Annotated in this window: 13 protein-coding genes; 3 read left to right on the forward strand and 10 right to left on the reverse strand. The window is 62.4% G+C overall.

Going from position 1 to position 17027, the window contains the following annotated elements:
* Window positions 1-249: 249 nt before the first annotated feature.
* The 5 genes from argB to recJ form a co-directional block, all read right to left on the reverse strand.
* The gene (gene argB, locus B5F98_RS06980) at window positions 250-2619 is read right to left on the reverse strand and encodes an acetylglutamate kinase (RefSeq protein ID WP_087370806.1); all 2370 of its coding nucleotides are present in this window, start codon (window positions 2617-2619) and stop codon (window positions 250-252) included.
* Window positions 2620-2827: 208 nt separating this feature from the next.
* Complete coding sequence (locus tag B5F98_RS06985) at window positions 2828-3532, reverse strand: amino acid racemase (RefSeq protein WP_087230465.1); 705 nt, start codon at window positions 3530-3532, stop codon at window positions 2828-2830.
* Window positions 3533-3546: 14 nt separating this feature from the next.
* Window positions 3547-4764, reverse strand: coding sequence for an ATP-grasp domain-containing protein (locus tag B5F98_RS06990; RefSeq protein WP_087370809.1), 1218 nt, complete (start codon window positions 4762-4764; stop codon window positions 3547-3549).
* 294 nt (window positions 4765-5058) lie between these two features.
* Window positions 5059-7302 (reverse strand): bifunctional (p)ppGpp synthetase/guanosine-3',5'-bis(diphosphate) 3'-pyrophosphohydrolase, encoded by a 2244-nt coding sequence (locus B5F98_RS06995; RefSeq protein WP_087370811.1) that lies wholly within the window; start codon window positions 7300-7302, stop codon window positions 5059-5061.
* A 138-nt stretch (window positions 7303-7440) separates the two neighbouring features.
* The gene (gene recJ / locus B5F98_RS07000; RefSeq protein ID WP_087370814.1) at window positions 7441-9513 is read right to left on the reverse strand and encodes a single-stranded-DNA-specific exonuclease RecJ; all 2073 of its coding nucleotides are present in this window, start codon (window positions 9511-9513) and stop codon (window positions 7441-7443) included.
* A 178-nt stretch (window positions 9514-9691) separates the two neighbouring features.
* On the opposite strand from recJ, the gene lexA reads away from it, so the two are divergent.
* The 3 genes from lexA to B5F98_RS07015 all read left to right on the forward strand — a co-directional run bounded on the left by lexA (window position 9692) and on the right by B5F98_RS07015 (window position 12661).
* Window positions 9692-10291: a transcriptional repressor LexA gene (lexA, locus tag B5F98_RS07005; RefSeq protein ID WP_087230453.1), complete on the forward strand. Its 600-nt coding sequence runs from the start codon at window positions 9692-9694 to the stop codon at window positions 10289-10291.
* Between the two features lie 346 nt (window positions 10292-10637).
* Window positions 10638-11417 (forward strand): glutamate 5-kinase, encoded by a 780-nt coding sequence (gene proB / locus B5F98_RS07010; RefSeq protein WP_087370817.1) that lies wholly within the window; start codon window positions 10638-10640, stop codon window positions 11415-11417.
* Window positions 11414-12661, forward strand: a complete 1248-nt coding sequence (locus B5F98_RS07015) for a glutamate-5-semialdehyde dehydrogenase (RefSeq protein ID WP_087370820.1) — start codon at window positions 11414-11416, stop codon at window positions 12659-12661. Before proB ends, B5F98_RS07015 begins: the two co-directional genes overlap by 4 nt.
* Window positions 12662-12834: 173 nt before the next feature.
* On the opposite strand, the gene B5F98_RS07020 is transcribed toward B5F98_RS07015, so the two are convergent.
* The 5 genes from B5F98_RS07020 to B5F98_RS07040 all read right to left on the reverse strand — a co-directional run bounded on the left by B5F98_RS07020 (window position 12835) and on the right by B5F98_RS07040 (window position 16927).
* Complete coding sequence (locus B5F98_RS07020; protein ID WP_087370823.1) at window positions 12835-13308, reverse strand: DUF4358 domain-containing protein; 474 nt, start codon at window positions 13306-13308, stop codon at window positions 12835-12837.
* Between the two features lie 33 nt (window positions 13309-13341).
* The gene (locus B5F98_RS07025; RefSeq protein ID WP_087370826.1) at window positions 13342-14085 is read right to left on the reverse strand and encodes a GDSL-type esterase/lipase family protein; all 744 of its coding nucleotides are present in this window, start codon (window positions 14083-14085) and stop codon (window positions 13342-13344) included.
* A 134-nt stretch (window positions 14086-14219) separates the two neighbouring features.
* Window positions 14220-14909 (reverse strand): YjjG family noncanonical pyrimidine nucleotidase, encoded by a 690-nt coding sequence (locus B5F98_RS07030; RefSeq protein ID WP_087370828.1) that lies wholly within the window; start codon window positions 14907-14909, stop codon window positions 14220-14222.
* The gene (locus tag B5F98_RS07035) at window positions 14906-16144 is read right to left on the reverse strand and encodes a threonine/serine exporter family protein (protein ID WP_158096736.1); all 1239 of its coding nucleotides are present in this window, start codon (window positions 16142-16144) and stop codon (window positions 14906-14908) included. The genes B5F98_RS07030 and B5F98_RS07035 overlap by 4 nt, the downstream gene beginning before the upstream one ends.
* A gap of 129 nt (window positions 16145-16273) precedes the next feature.
* Window positions 16274-16927, reverse strand: a complete 654-nt coding sequence (locus tag B5F98_RS07040) for a hypothetical protein (RefSeq protein WP_087370831.1) — start codon at window positions 16925-16927, stop codon at window positions 16274-16276.
* Between the last annotated feature and the right edge of the window lie 100 nt (window positions 16928-17027).

Raw genomic sequence — 17027 nt, forward strand, 5'->3', positions numbered from 1 at the left:
CTACGGCCCCACCGCACAAAACAAAATAAAATCATTGGGGTTTCAAAAGGGGCGGGCCCCTTTTGTGGCTTTTCGTCCATTTTGGCCAGTCAAAATGGACCCCAGCGGAGCGTCCCCGGGCGGGGCGCTGGTCTGCGCCTGAGAAATTGGAGAAGAGCAATCTCTCAGTTTGCCCTGCGGGTAGTGGAAGCAACAAAAAACCGGAGAAGCAGAAGATTTCTGCCTCTCCGGTCGGTTTTTATTTGGCTTTTAGGGCGTGAGAATGGTGCCGGACACCCGCTGGTGCAGCACATCCAGCAGCAGCACGTGCTCACAGTGTCCGTCCAAGATGGACACCTCGCCCACGCCGCTCTCCAGGGCGTGGAGGCAGCCCTGGACCTTGGGCACCATGCCCCCGGCGATGAGGCCGGCGTCCATGAGCTCTCTGGCCCGCTGGGCGTCCATGTGGGCCACGGCGGTCTTGGTGTTGTGGCTGTCAATGAGGATGCCTCCCACATCGGTGAGGAACACCAGACGGTGGGCGTGGAGGGCCTCGGCGATGGCCTGGGCGGCGTCGTCGGCGTTGCAGTTGTACCCGGCCCCGTCGCCCCCGGCGATGGGGGAGATGACGGGGAGGAAGCCAGCCCCCAGCAGAGTCTCCAGCAGGCGGGTGTCCACCTGGGTGATCTGACCCACCCGGCCCAGGGCGGGGTTCTTGCACTGGGCGGTGATGAGGTGGCCGTCCTTGCCGGACACACCCACCGCCGCCACGTCCAAATCGTTCAGGGCGGAGACAATGGACTTGTTCACCTGGGCGGACAGGGCCATCTCCGCCACCCCCAGGGCGGCGTCGTCGGTGACCCGGTAGCCGTTTTCAAAGTGGGTGGGAACGTTGAGCCGCTCCAGCAGGGCGGTGATGTTCTTGCCGCCGCCGTGGACCAGCACCACCCGCAGGCCCGCCATTTGCAGAGTGGCCACGTCCTGGAGGATGGAGTCCACCGCGCCGTCGGGGCCCAGGGCGGAGCCGCCGTACTTCACCACCACGGTCTGGCCTGCCATCTCCTTGAGGGCGGGGAGGACGGAGGAGATGGAGCGCACCTTCTCCAGGCCGTCCAGGCCGTGAATCACGTCATATTCTTGCAGGAAGGTCTTGGAGTAATCCACATCCGAGGGGGTGTCGATGTACTCCAGGCCCCGCTTCTGCCGGGTCTCTGCCCCCTTACCGGTGATGAGAATCACGGTGGGCTTGTCGCAGCCCAAAATGGCCTGGCGAATGGCCTCGCCCCGGTTGGGCTGAATCTCATAGGCGCAGCCCTGCTCGGCCACATGGGTGGCGATCTCCTGGCAGATGGACACGGTGTCCTCCTCGCCGGAGTCCTCCTCAGTGAGCACCACCAGGTCGGAGTATTTGCCGGACACCTCACCCAGATCACGGCGGCGGTCCAGGGCCTTTTTGCCGGGACAGCCGAACACGGTGACAATGCGCCGCCCGGGGTACTCCTCCAGCACGGACTTGAACAGGGTCTCAAAGCTCATGCGGTTGTGGGCGTAGTCCACAATGGCGGTGATGTGGTCGTTGGCGTTGGTGTACACCTCCATGCGGCCGGGCACTCGGGCCTTCATGAGGCCCACATAGATGCACTGCTGGGGGATGCCCAGGGCGTGGCACACGGCGATGGCGGCCAGGGCGTTCTCGGTGTTGAAGAGGCCCGGCATGGTCAGCTGGAACTCCCGGGACTGGCCCCCGGCGATGGTGACCCGGAAGATAATGTCGTTGCCCCGCTTGCGGATGTGGGAGCCGTACACGTCCGCCTTGGGGTTGGTGCGGGAGAAGGTGACCACCCGGCGGCAGTCCCGGCGGGCGGCCTCTTCCACCCGGTCGGCGTGGTCACAGTCCAGGTTGACGCAGGACACCTCCGCCTGGGCGAAGATCTTCAGCTTGGACTGGAAGTAGTCCTCAAAGTCGGGGTGCTCGATGGGGGAGATGTGGTCGGTGCCGATGTTCAAAAAACAGGCGGCGGCAAACCGGGTGCCCAGGGTGCGGTGGTACTTGAGCGCCTGGGAGGACACCTCCATGGTGAGATACCCCAGCCCCGAGGCCAGGGCATTGGCGAAGTGCTTTTGCAGCTCCAGAGGCTCGGGGGTGGTGAGGTGGGACTCGAACTCCTCCACGCCGTCGTAGGTGTCAATGGAGGAGATGACCCCGCAGCGCACCTTCCGGCTGGACAGATACTCGTCCAGGATATACTTGAGGTAGTAGGTGGTGGAGGACTTGCCCTTGGTTCCGGTGATGCCGATGACGTTCAGCAGCCGAGAGGGGTCATTGTAGTACAGCACCGCAAAGGGGGCGATGACCTGGCGCATGTCGGTGACATGGATGCAGGGCAGGTCCACCTCCGGGTAGGGGGTCTCACTGACATAGGCGAAAGCGCCCCGGTCGGCGGCCTGCTGCAGGTACTCGGGGCGGAAGTGGGCGCCCTTACACAGAAACAGGGTGCCGGGGACGACATTTTTGGAGTCGTAGGACACCAGCTCCACGGTGCGGGACAGGTCCAGCCCTGCGGGCAGGGGGGCGGCCAGTAGGTTTTTGGTGGTGAGGAGGGAGGTGTACTCCCCCAGGGAATATTTGGTCAGATTCATATCTAGACACCTCGATGATCGTCTTGGCAATGCCAGCATTGCCAAGAGAGAGTTGCAGCCCGCTGCGTCGCACGCGCAAACGCGCACGCTTGCGGGCTGAGAAGTGTATTTTCCCATGCGCATGTCCTGGGAAAATACGTGATTTCAATTGATTTCCCCGCCTGCGGGCGGGGAAACTCTGCCGAGGGCTTTTTGGCCTACGGGGAAATTAAATGGTGCGCAGCTGGTAGCCGCAGCGGGTGACGGCAGTCTCCGCCAACACCTCCATGGCATCCACATAGAAGGGGGGCAAGTTGTGGTAGGTGCGGAACACGGACAGCTCGGTGCAGGCCAGAATGGCGCAGTCACACCCGGCCTGACGCATGGCTTTGTCGATGGCGGCGAACTTCTCCCGGCTGCCCCGCTCGCCCTGCTTGATCTCGTCGTAGATAATGGACATCACCAGGGCCTGAATGGCGGCATCCGGGGCCACAGCCTCCAGCCCGTATTGGGCGCAGGCGGCCTGGTATAGCCCGGACTGGATGGTGCCGTCGGTGGCCAGAATGGCGGGACGGCGTCGGCCCTGGGCGTAGATGGCGGCGGCGGTCTCCCGAATCATGTGGAGAATGGGGGTGTGAAGCTCCCCTTGCAGCTTGTCCACAAAGTAGTGGGAGGTGTTGCAGGGGATGGCGATGGCGGTGCAGCCGCAGTCCTCCAGCAGCTTGGCGTCTCGAAGCAGCCGCTCATACAGGGCTTGGGTGTGCCCGGAAAGGATGGCGGCGGTGCGGTCGGGCATTTTGGTGTCGGACAGGATGAGAGTGGGCAGGTGCTCCTGGTCACAGCTGGCCTCGGTGCGGTCCAGCACATATTGATAGAAGACCTGGGTGGCCTGGGGGCCCATGCCCCCCAAAATGCCCAGCTTTTGTTCAGTCATATTTGGAATCTCCCTTAGTTCTGGGGCTTTTTGCAGTACTGGCGGAAGCGGTGGATGTTGCCGATGTGGTTTTTCCACACCCGCAGGACTCGGCCCAGAGTGTAGTCGGGGCGGTACTCCATGGAGTGGTGGTCGGCCCCGGCCCGGATGAGGGCCTTCATCTGGGGGTGATAGTTCTTGGGGATGAACTCGTAGGCCAGAACCCGGGGAATCATCCGCCACAGGCTCTGGTTTTTCACCACGGTGAGGGGCAGGTCCTTGCCCTCGATGAGATCCCCCACCAGGTAGGTGGCGATGTTGTGCCCCGACCCGGTGACATAGTAGTTGGAGCGGCCCTGGCGGCAGTTGATCTCAAAGGCCTTGTACTTGCCGTCCCGCTGGTCGTACTTGATGTCGAAGTTGGAGAAGCCCACGTACCCCAGGTCCTCCAGCATCCCCCGAATCTTGTCGCACAGCTCCTGCTGGTGCTCGGTGATGATGACGGCATGGTTGCCGATGCCGTGGGGGGAGTGCTCCTCCAGCAGCACGTGGCCCAGGCACATGAGCTTGACCTTGCCGTGCTGGTCGGAGTAGTTGGTCAGTACCCGCATGTAGGTGTCGTCCCCGGGAATGAACTCCTGGAGAATCATTTTGCCCGGATACCCGGCGGCGTACACCTCGTCCAGGGCGGCCAGCAGGTCCTCCCAGGTGTCGCACAGGTACACCTTCTTCAGCTCCCGGTGTCCGGTGGCCCAGTAGGCCACGCCGTCGGCGGGCTTGGCGATGTAGGGGGCGCCGAAGGGGGGCTTAAAGTCGTGGCCCATCTCTTTGGAGTAGACAAAGGTGGTGGGGTGGTCGATGCCGTAGCGGTCACACAGGGCGTAGAACTGCTCTTTGTCGGTGAGCTGGTCCAGCATCTCCCCGGAGATGTAGTTGCACTTGACGTTTTCGGGGAACTTGTCTTTCAGGTGGGCGGCCAGCTTCACATAGCTGTCGCCGCAGCCGATGACCAGCACCGTCTTGGGGTGTACTTCCCGGGCCACGTCGGTGACGTTTTTCAAAAAGGCGTCGGCGTCTTCATTCTCCAGACAGGGGCGGTAGTCGATGATGGAGGAGAAGGCGCAGGGGAAGGTGGCGGCGAACTTGCCAAAGGCAATGCTCTTCACCCCATAGGCCTCGTGGAAGGCCCGGGCCACGCTGTATACGTTGATGTCCCCGCCGAAGAGCAGGGGCTGGAAGGAACAGGTTTCCATGGGAATAGGACTCCTTACTATATATTTCAAATCAATGCGATGGAGGAAATAAATGAATAGTGAATAATGAAGAATGAATAATTATGGTGTGCCGCATGGCGGCACGGATTTTATTGGCAGGGCGTAGGGGAGGGGCTTGCCCCTCCCGAATTTCCCAGGGCAGCGCCAGGGAACCGGCGGGCCGGGCAAGCCCGGCCCCTACCCCCTCTACCGATGTCCACCCAATGACCTGGGAGAAACGACCAGACCGGAGGGCCTGCATTCTTCATTTTTCATTCTTCGTTCTTCATTATTTTATCCCTTTGCTCTCTGTACTAAGAACACGCCCTGAATCTGGGACAGCTTATTGATGACTCCGGTGAGCTCGTTGCGGTCCTTCACCGACAGCTCCAGGAAGATGGTGGCGTAGCCGTCGGGCTGGGAGCGGGCGGAGAGGTTGTTCACCTTCACCTTCTGAGTGGACAGGGCCATGGCCACGTCCAGGGCCAGGCCGTCCCGGTCCTTGGCGGAGATCTCCAGGGAGGTGCGGTAGTTGATCTGATCGCCCTCCACCCAGGACACGGCCACCCAGCGGCCTGCCTCCTCCGGCTTGCGGCGCAGGGGGTCGGCGTTGGGGCAGTCTTTGCGGTGGATGGACACGCCATAGCCCCGGGTGATGAAGCCCACCACCGGGTCTCCAGGGACGGGGGTGCAGCACTTGGAGAACTTGACGGTGCAGTTGTCCAGCCCCTCCACCAGAATGCCGCTGGAGGAGTGGCGGGGCTTTTGGCCCGTGGGAGTGGACACCTTGGCCGCGGCGGGGAAGATGGTGTCTCCCTTGGCCAGAGAGGCCTGGAGCACCTTCTGCTCCGCCTTGTGCTGGTCGTCCCGAATGATGCGCTGCAACTCCTCCTTGATGCGGGCCACCGCCTTCTGGGCGGACATGCCGCCGTAGCCGATGGCGGCGTATACCTCATCCAGGGACCCGTAGCGCAGCCGCCGCAGCAGAGCGTCGGTGACCTCGGGGGTGGTGGTGATGGAGGCCATGGTCAGGCCCATGTGCTTCAGCTCGGTCTCAAAGGCGGCCCGTCCGGTGGCGATGTTCTCCTCCCGGCGCTCCTTTTTGAACCACTGGCGGATTTTGTTTCGCGCCTCGTTGGACTTACAGATTTTCATCCAGTCCCGGCTGGGGCCTCGGGCGGCCTTGGAGGTGATGATCTCCACAATGTCCCCGTTTTTCAGGGGGGTGTCATAGGTGACAATGCGCCCATTGACCCGGGCGCCCGTCATGGAGTTGCCCACGGCGGAGTGGATGGAGTAGGCAAAGTCGATGGGGGTGGCCCCGGCGGGCAGGCTCTTCACGTCTCCGTTGGGGGTGAACACGAACACCTCGTCGGCGAACATATCCACCTTCAAGGTGCTGACAAATTCCTCGGCGTCGGTGTCCTGCTGGCTCTCCAGCAGTTTGCGCACCCACTCAAACTCCTTCTCACTGCCCAGCTTGTCGTTGGCCAGCCCCTGCTTGTACTTCCAGTGGGCGGCCACGCCGTACTCGGCGGTCTGGTGCATCTCCCAGGTGCGGATTTGCACCTCGAAGGGGATGCCGTCCCGGCCAATGACGGTGGTGTGCAGGGACTGATAGCCGTTGGGCTTGGGGGTGCCGATGTAGTCTTTGAACCGGCCCAGCACCGGGTTATACATGTCGTGGATGGAGCCCAGCACATTATAGCAGCTGGGGATGTCTGGGACAATGACGCGGAAGGCATATAAATCAAAAATTTCCTTGAAATTTTTGTTCTGTGTGTACATCTTCCGGTACAGGGAGTAGATGTGCTTGACCCGGCCGTACACCTTGCACTGGATGCCGTCGGCGGCCAGCCGCTCCTCCAGCTGCTGCTGGATGTTGGAGAAGAACTGGGCGTTGCGGGTGGTGATGCTCTCCAGCTCCTGCTCCACTTCCTCATAGCCGATGGGGTCCAGGTAGCGCAGGGAGATGTCCTCCAGCTCCCACTTGATGCGCTGCATACCTAAGCGGTGGGCGATGGGGGCGTAGATCTCCATGGTCTCCAGAGCCTTCTCCCGCTGCTTCTTCTCCGACTGGTACTGGAGGGTGCGCATGTTGTGCAGGCGGTCGCACAGCTTGATGAGGATGACCCGCACGTCCTGGGCCATGGCCATGAACATCTTGCGCAGGTTCTCCATCTGCTCCTCTTCCTTGGAGGTGTACTGCATCCGGGTCAGCTTGGTGACCCCCTCCACCAGGTCCGCCACCGTGGAGCCAAAGAGTTTGGCAATGTCGTCGTGGGAGGCGTCGGTGTCCTCAATGCAGTCGTGGAGCAGGGCGGCGATGATGGAGTCCAAATCCAGGTCCAGCTCGTTGACAATCTCCGCCACCGCCAGGGGGTGGGTGATGTAGGGCTCTCCGCTCTTGCGCAGCTGGGTGCCGTGGTGGGCGTTGGCGTAGTCAAAGGCAGTGCGCAGCCGCTTCACATCGGCGTTGGGGTTGCGCTGAAGCACCTGTTGCTCCAGAGCCTGGTAGCGTGTTTCGATGGATTCCATGGTCATACCTCCTCGGGCGTCCGGGCAACGGACACGGGCGTGGGCCGGGCCCACACAAAACTCTCTCTCCATAGTCTGGACCAATCTGGTCCAGGGTCATACCATAACATGGGGAATATACAGAAAATGGGGGCGGATTTATCCCAAATCGTGGCGGAGCTGGCGCATCATGCCCGCCTGCTCCAAGTCCACCTTCTCCCGGGGGCGGCACAGCCGCACCGTGGCCTGCTGGTTTTGCACCGCCACCTGGATGAGCCCCCGCTCATCCATCACGTGCAGGCACACCAGGGCCTTGCCGTAGGAGCGGTGGCCGGAAAAGCTGCGGGTGACTTGGCGCAGCAGCTGGTCCATGGGGGCCTGGGCGGGCCCGGCGGCGCACAGCTGCTCCAAATACCGCCACAGGTGGGCAAAGTCCCGGCGCTGGGGGAGCATCAGAGACGCCTCCCAGGGGGACAGGGTCTCCCCGGCCTGGAGCCGACGGAACAGGGAGCGCTCCAGCTGGGAGCGGGTGGGGGCGGGGCGCAGGTCGCACAGCTGCAATTGCACCGTGCGGTTGCCCCGGAACTGATTGATCTGTAACGTAAAGGCAATATCCAGCCGCTGGCCGTTTTCAATGCCGCAGGCGGCGGTGTTGGCGGAAAAGAAGATGGCGTCCATGGCCACCCCGTCCCGGCGCAGCCTCAATTTCAGGTGGCGGCCGCCCCCCACATCCGTGTGGGAGAGTACACACACCGAGCGCAGCAGAAACACCGGCTTGGGGTTGCCCGAGCCGAAGGGCTCCAGCAGGGACAGAGACTCTACGTCCTGGGTGGACAGCAGGGAACAGTGGGGAATCTCACAGTCCACGTCCAGGGAGGACTCCATGGGCTGGTGTCCGGCAAACTCCTCCACCAGCTGACACAGGGCAGCGCGGAAGGCGGGGATGTTGTTCCGCCGGATGGAAAAGCCCGCGGCCAACTCGTGGCCGCCGTAGCTGTCCAGCAGAGGGGCGCAGCGCTCCAGAGCGCCGAACAGGTTGAAGCCGCCGAAGGAGCGGCAGGAGCCCTTGCCCTTGTCCCCGTCCAGGCTGATCATAAAGGCGGGGCAGGCGTATTTCTCCGCCAGCCGGGAGGCCACAATGCCGATGACCCCCTGGTGCCAGCCCTCCCCCGCCAGCACAATCACCGGGGCGGACAGGGCTGGGGTGTGGGTCAGCAGCTGGTCGCAGTGCTGGAAAATCTCCAATTCAATGGCCTGACGCAGGCGGTTGAGCTGGCACAGCTCCTGGGCCAGCTCCTGCCCCCGCTGGGGGTCCTGGGTGAGCAGCAGCTCCAGGGCGGTGCCCGCCTGCTCCATGCGCCCGGCGGCGTTGATGCGGGGGGCCAGGCCATAGCCGATGGTGACGGTGGTGGGCACCTGTCCCCGGGGGCAGCCCGCCTCCCGCAGCAGGGCCTGGAGGCCGGGGCGGGAGCAGTCGGCCAGCCGTTCCAGCCCCAAATGGACCAGGGCCCGGTTTTCTCCTTGCAGGAGCATCACGTCCGCCACTGTGCCGATGGCGGCCAGCTCCCCGTAGTCCAGCAGCACCTGGGGGCGCTGGGCCGGGGCGGTGAGGGCCAGGGCCAGCTTTAACGCCACCCCCACACCCGCCAGATCGGGGAAGGGGTAGGAGCAGTCGGGGCGGCGGGGGTCCACCACCGCCACGGCCTGGGGCAGGACCTCTTTGCACTGGTGGTGGTCGGTGATGACCACGTCCACCCCCAGGGCCCGGGCGTACTCCACCTCCTGGGCGGCGGTGATGCCGCAGTCCACCGTGACAATCAAGGTGACCCCCTGGCGGGCCAGGGCGTCAATGGCGTGGTTGTTCAGGCCGTACCCCTCTTCGGTACGGTCTGGGATGTAGCTGACCACCTGGCCACCCAGCGTGCGGAGAAACTGAGTGAGCAGACAGGTGGCGGTGATGCCGTCCACGTCGTAGTCGCCGTAGACGGCGACGGTCTCTTGCTCCCGGATGGCCCGGGAAATGCGCTCCACGGCCTTCTCCATATCCCGCAGGAGAAAGGGGTCGTGGAGCAGGTTGGGGCCATGGGCCAAAAAGGCCGAGGCCGCTGGGGCGGTGTCCACCCCCCGGGCACACAAAACGGCGGCGCACAAGGGGGGTAACCCTGCCCGTTCCAGCTCCGCCCTGGACCCGGCTGGGCCGCTGGGGCGGAGATTCCACCGATCATACTTCATAGGGTCCCATTCCTTAAGAAAAATTATCTTTTATTATAGCAAAACATCCGGCTTATTTCAACCGCTCCCGGGGGAAATCCCTGGAAACCGGACGAAATGGAACAAATGTTTGACATCGTGGCGGGGACATGGTACAATGAAAAAAATAACGGAATCAGCGAGAAAGGGGCGGGGCCATATGAGTAAATTGACCCACAAGCAGCAGGAGATTTACGACTACATTTTGTCCTTCGCCCAGGAGAACGGATACCCTCCCTCGGTGCGGGAGATTGCCCAGCATGTGGGGCTCAAATCCCCCTCCACGGTACACTTTCACCTGAAGGGCCTGCGGGAGGCGGGGCTCATCAGCCAGGCGGAGGGGAAGACCCGGGCCATCACCATCACCGACGGCTGCCACAACCGCCGGGACCAGGTGCCTCTGGTGGGCTCGGTGGCTGCCGGCAGCCCCATTCTGGCCGAGGAGTGCATTGAGGACTACCTGACCTTTGACACCGGGGGCCGGGTGGGGGAACACTTTGCCCTGCGGGTGCGGGGGGAGTCCATGATCGAGGCGGGGATTCTCCCTGGCGATCTGGTGGTGGTGCACCAGCAGCCGGAGGTGAACCCCGGGGACATTGTGGTGGCGCTCTTTGAGGACGAGGCCACGGTAAAGACCTTCCGCCGGGAAAATGGCCACGTGTGGCTGTACCCGGAGAACTCCAGCGGGGAGTACCAGCCCATTGACGGGGAAGGGTGCTCCATTCTGGGCCGGGTGGTGGCGGTAGTGCGCCGCTATTAAATGAATAATGAAAAATGAAGAATGCAGGCATTCCAGGCTGGTTGTTCCTCCCGAGGCATTGGGTGGACATCGGTAGAAGTGGTAGGGGCCGGGCTTGCCCGGCCCGCCGATTCCTTGGCGTTGCCCTGAGAAATTCGGGAGGGGCAAGCCCCTCCCCTACGCCCAATAAATCCAAATCCGTGCCGCCCCAGCGGCACACCATAATTATTCATTATTCACTATTCATTCTTCATTCCATAGTTGTCCACGAACCAGTCCCGAAAGCCCCTTCAAAAGGGGCTTTCTTTTTTTCTCCCCCCGTGGTATGATAACTCCAATCTAACACACTAAAGCGAGAGGACATGTTATGAGAATTGTGGTGAAAATCGGCACTTCCACCCTGGCACACCCCACGGGTTTGTTGAACATCCGCCATGTGGAGCAGCTGGTGAAGGTGCTGTCTGACTTGAAGAATGCAGGACACGAGACCATTTTGGTCTCCTCCGGCGCCATCGGCATGGGGGTGGGCAAGCTCAACCTGCCCGGCAAGCCCCAGGATATGCCCACCAAGCAGGCCGCCGCGGCGGTGGGCCAGTGTGAGCTGATGTACACCTACGACCGGCTTTTTGCCATGTACAACCACACCGTGGCCCAAATCCTCCTCACCGGGGAGGACATCGACCACCCGGACCGACGTGAGAACTTCCAGAATACCCTGGAGCGGCTGCTGGAGCTGGGGGTGCTCCCCGTCATCAATGAAAACGACACCGTAGCCACCGCCGAGATCAAGGTGGGGGACAACGACACCTTGGGGGCGGTGGTGGCCTGCTGCATCCATGCGGACGTGCTGGTGCTGCTCAGTGATATCCAAGGGCTGTACACCGCCGACCCCCACAAAGACCCCAATGCCCAACTCATCGACCGAGTGGACCATATTTCCCCGGAAATACTGGCCCTGGCCGGAGGAGCGGGCACCACCCTGGGCACCGGCGGCATGGCCACCAAGCTGCGGGCGGCCCAGATGGTCATGGAGCAGGGCTGCGACATGGTCATCTCCCACGGCGAGCACCCGGAGCTGCTGTATGATCTGGCGGAGGGGAAGCCGGTGGGCACCCGATTCTGTGCCAAAAAGGAGGAACACGTATGACCACCCAGGAACTGCTGCGCCGCGCCAAGGCGGCCAAAAAACAGGTGGCAGCGGCCACCACGGAGGAGAAAAATCAGGCTCTGCTGTGTATGGCAGACCAGCTGGAGGCCCATGAGGCGGACATTCTGGCCGCCAACGCCCAGGACATGGAGCGGGCCAAGGGCACCATCGCCCCGGTGATGCTGGACCGCCTCCTCCTCACCCCCCAGCGCATTCAGGACATGGCCACAGGCATGCGGGAAGTGGCCCAGCTGCCCGACCCGGTGGGTCAGGTGCTGCGCCGGGAAGAGCGGCCCAACGGCCTGGTCATTGAAAAGACCGCCAGCCCCATGGGGGTCATCGCCATCATCTATGAGAGCCGCCCCAACGTCACCTCGGACGCCGCCGCCCTGGCCCTCAAGGCCGGGTCCGCCTGCGTGCTGCGCTGCGGCAAGGAGGCCCACCAGTCCGCCGCCGCCATTGTCTCGGCCCTGCAAGCTGGCCTGGAGCAGGCTGGGCTGCCGGGAGACAGCGTGGTGCTGGTGGAGGACACCACCCGGGCCTCGTCCACGGAACTGATGCAGGCCAACGGCCTGGTGGACCTGCTCATTCCCCGGGGCGGAGCGGGGCTCATTCGGGCCTGTGTGGAGCAGGCCACCGTCCCCGTCATCCAGACGGGCACCGGCATCTGCCATGTGTATGTGGACCAAGCGGCGGATTTGAATATGGCCCTGGACATTTTGGAGAATGCCAAGTGCTCCCGGCCCTCCGTGTGCAACGCCTGTGAGGTGTGCCTGGTGCACGTCGCTGTGGCCGAGCAGTTCCTGCCCATGGTCTATGCCAGACTGGTAAAAGGGCGGCAGGCCAACCCGGTGCAGCTGCGGCTGGACCCTCGGGCCGCCGCCATCATCCCCGGCACCCCGGCGGGAGACCAGGACTTCGACACGGAGTTTTTGGACTACATCCTGGCGGTGGGGGTGGTGGACAGCGTAAGCGAGGCCATCGACCACATCAACGCCCATTCCACCGGCCACAGCGAGGCCATCATCACCGCCGACGAGGCCGCCGCCCGGGCCTTCACCACCCAGGTGGACAGCTCCTCGGTGTACTGGAACGCCTCCACCCGATTCACCGATGGGGGCCAGTTCGGCCTGGGCTGTGAGATGGGCATCTCCACCCAGCGCCTCCACGCCCGTGGCCCCATGGGCCTGGGCGAGCTGTGCACCTATAAGTACATCGTCCGGGGAGACGGACAGACTAGGTGAATGAAGAATGATAAATGAAAAATGAAGAATGAAGAATGCAGGCCCTCCGGTCTCCACCCCAAATTGAAATCCGTGCCGCAGGCACACCATACTTCTTCACGATTCATTCTTCGTTATTCACTTGAACATGAAAAAAGGATGCTCGCCAAAACGAGCATCCTTTTTGTCTGTTCTCAGTTCCCCAGCTGGTCCACCACGCCGGGCAGCTTGGAGGGGTCGCCCACGGCCAGCAGCACCGTGTTGCCCTGGCGGCGAATCACGCCGCCCTCCAGGCGGGGTACAGCGGCGGGGGTGTAGTTCTTGGCGGTTTTCAGCTGGTGGTCCAGCCGTTTCTCACAGGCGGTCTCGGCGGTTTTGGCGGCCTCTTCGTCGGTGAGGACCAGGATGGTCAGCTCGTCGGCGCTCACCGAGGTGTTGGAGGCCAGGTAGCTCACGCCGTCCTGAATGGTGTCCCGGTCAATGTCGTAGAGCATGGCCACGGTGTCCAGGTCGATCTGGCCCATCTCACCGTCAAACACCCCGGCGTCCAGCAGCACCTGGGCGTCGTCCACGGTGTAACCGGAGGAGGTTTTGGGGGCGCTGTTGGAGCAACCCACCAGGCTGACCGCCAGCAGGGCGGCGAACAATACGGCCAATTTCTTTCTCATAATGGATGCACTTCCTCTGATGGTTTTTGGGGGTTACTTCCGGCTGGCGTCAAAGCTCTGGAAGCTCAAGGTGTGGCTGGCCATGTAGTCCACCCAGCGGCGGTAGGCGCTGGGGACAAAGTGGACGCCGTCGGAGGCCAGGTCTGCGGGCAGGGAGCCGTTTTGGTCCCGGTACACGGAGGCGGTGTCGATGAGCGCCACCTTGTACTGGGCCGCCAGCTCTTTGATGATCTGGTTAAAGGTTGCCGCGTTGGTGTTGTTCAGAGAGGGGTCCAGCTTGTTTTTCTGGGCCACCTCTTCATTCACCGGGGGCAGGGTCTGGAGGTAGATGACGGCATTGGGCTGAATCTCATTGACCCGCTGCAACAGCTTGGACAGCCCCGAGCGGAAGCTGGCCGCGGGATAACCCAGCTCATTGATGCCCATCATGATGTATACGCTCTGGTACTGCTTTCGGGCCAGAGCCTCCAAAATGGTGTATTTCTGGCCGTCAATGGTCACCACTTTGTAGTCTTCATCGTCCACCCGGAACACGTTCATTCCGCGGGAGTAGAAGAAATCGCCGTATTTCAGGCCGCTGTAGGCCTGGAGACCCTCGGTGCGGGAGTCACCCAGGAAGGCGGCGGTGATGGCCGCCGGGCGTTGGGTCTGGACCGCCGTGCTGGCGGTGGGGGCTTCCGTATGCTCTGCAGTGGAACGGCCACAGCCGGACAGCAGAGAGATCAGACAGACGGTCGCCAATATATAATAAAATCCACAGTTTTTCTTTCTCATCATCCGAGATCTCCTTGTTTTCCGCTAAGCTCAACTCATGATATCACGGGGGTACAGGGGGGTCAACTACAAAGCGGTAACAAAGTATTATGAGAGTTTTAAGTTTGGCAAAAATATGTCAAAGATGTGGGGTTCGGTCATTCCAAAATGTGGATGATATCGTCGTAGGAGGCGGCGGTGTAGGTGGGCCGGGCGGGTCCGGTGAGGGGCTGGTTCTGGGGGTTATACCAGATGGTGTCGATACCGGAGCGATTGCCCCCTAAAATGTCGCTGCCCAGGCCGTCCCCCACCATGACTACGGTGGAGCGGTCGGTGATGTGCAGGGCGTCGCACACCTTATCAAAGAAGCCGGGCATGGGCTTTTGCACCCCCAGCTCCATGGAGATGAACAGATTGGGGATGAGGGTATTGAGGTGGGTGCCCTCATAGCGGCCCCGCTGGGCCGCCGGCATACCGTTGGTGGCAATGGCCAGAGTGAGACCCATGGCGTTGAGCTTCTCGCAGAACTCCCAGGCCCCGGGGAGCAGATAGGCCCCCTTGCCCACGGTGTTGATAAACTCCCAGTTCCAGGCCCGGGGGTCATGGTTCCCGCCCCGTACCCGCATGAAGGCGGCAAACCGCTCCACCCCCAGAAAGTCCTGGTCGATCTCGCCCCGGGCGAAGGCGTCCCACAGGGCGTTGTTGATCTTCTGGTACAGGGCCTCCTCCTCGGGGCCGAAGTCGTAGCCCCGGCGGGTGAAGACCTCCCGCAGGGCCTCCTGCTCCGAGCGGTGGAAGTCCATCAGGGTCATATCGGCGTCCAACAGGACGGTTTGGTAGCGGCTCATAGATGGGGTTTCTCCTTTCGGGTACAGTACATGCGCACGGCGGTGGACACCAGCAGGGTGCCCAGGGCGATGCAGCCGGAGATGCCGAAGGTGCGAATCATGGTCTCCAGAAACAGCTGGGATTCTCCCCGGATGCCGTAGTCCACCGCCTGATACACGGTGAAGCCGGGGACCAGGGGGAAGTAGGACACCACCAGGTAGGAGATGGTGGGGCATTTGCGCAGCCGGGCCATGATCTCGGCGTAGATGGCCACCCCCACCGAGGCGGCCAGGTTGGAGATAAACACGTTGTTATCCGTCAGCCACATCACCGGCAGGTACACCGCCCACCCCAGAGCGCCGCCCAGGCAGCACAAAAAGGAGCCTATGCCCCGGACGTTGTAGAGTAGGCAGAAGCCCAGACACCCCATAAAGGCGAAGAAGCAGTACCCCAGGGGGGAGTAGACTGCCACAGCGGTGAGGGGGTTGGAGTTGGGGAAGAGGTTCTGACACAGGGCCATGGCGGCGCCGGTGCCCAGGGCGATGGCCCCGGCGGTGAGCACCGCCCGGGTGAAGGTGGACAGGCCGGAGACAATGTCCCCGGTGAGCAGGTTGCTCATGAAGTTGGTGAACACCAGGCCGGGCACCAGCACCATGATGGAGCCCACCACGGCGGTGCCGGGGTTGATGGGCAGTCCCAGCCCCAGGGCCACATACACCACCAGTGCCAGCACAAAGCCGCTGGCCATGGTGTTGATGAAGAAGTTGGAGCGGGTGCGGTTGAGGGCCAGCATACACATGCCGCACAGCAGGCCGGACAGGGCGGCCACCAGGGACTCCAGCCAGCCTCCCGAGAAGAACAGGGAGAAGAACAGAGAGCCCACAAAATAGCCCACCAGCTGGTAGTGGGCGGGGTAACGGCGGATGGAGGCAGCGGTCTGCCGCACCGCCAGCAGGAAGTCCTGGGGGTCCTGGGGCGGGTTGGCGCACAGGCGGCGGGACAGGGCGTTGTAGCGCTCAATGCCCTCGATGTCGGTGCCCGACACCGTGGCCTGGCGCATTCGGGTGTGGACCCGGCCCTCCGGGTCGGTGACCGAGACCATGAGACAGTTGGGAATGGCGAACACCTCACAGGTGAGGTGGTAGGCCCGGGCCAGACGGTGGAGGGTGTCCTCCACCCGGTAGATCTCTGCCCCCGAGTGGAGCAGTCCCAGGCCCAGCTCACACCAGCCTTCCAACAGTAATTCGTAATTCATTCTCCAGACTCCTTTCTGGAAACATAAGTGCCTGCATGAGTATACCATAGGATGTGTCAATTGCAAGGGATTTTACCGTGAAAAATCCGGCGGCTGCAACGTCCGTGCAGCCGCCGGGATTTGGTGAGATCACTCCAAGGTGAGAGTGTCCAGCATGGCCTTCTGAATGGCCTGATATTGGGGGGCGTTGGGGTCCTCCATGACGTAGGACTGCTCCACCAACAACGAGGAGTTGGGCCCCAGTTCCAGAATCCAGAACTGGCGGTAGATGCCGTCCTGGGGACTGACCACCAGGGTGTGGGCGGTGTAGGTTCCGCTGCCCACCTGGACCTGCTGGCCCAGGTCGGGAATCTCCTCCTGGAGGATCAGGCCCTGGCGGAGGGTGACGGCGTCCATGCCGTTGAGACGGTTTACCGACAGGTAGTTGCCCTCGCTGATCAGATAGGCGTCCCCGTTCTCCCAGCCCTGGCGGGTGAAGAGGTTGGGGTCATAGACGATGGAATAGCCCTGGAGGCTGTAATGGCGCAGCCCGTTGGCGGTGAGGACGGCGCCGTCGTACTCATAGGACAGGGGGGTCTCCACATCGGGCTGATAGGCGGGGATATCCCGGGACACATCGGGCAATGTGTCGGTCTCGTCGGAGTCGGGGGTACAGGTGCCCGTGAGAGACTGGCTGGAGGAGCCAATGGAGGCCGGGTCCGGGGAAGCAGCAGGGGCGGCAGTGCAGGCGGACAGCGCCATGCACATGAGCATGCACAGGGTACACAGCAGGGTCCGACGCATACAATTACCTCCTTCGTTCAGATATTATTATTATATCGACGCAAAAGCCCCGGTACAACAACAGAGGGGTTAAGAATGGTTACAATTTGTTTACGCCTTG

This window comes from Pseudoflavonifractor sp. An44, assembly GCF_002161675.1.
Lineage (GTDB): Bacteria > Bacillota > Clostridia > Oscillospirales > Oscillospiraceae > Enterenecus > Enterenecus faecium.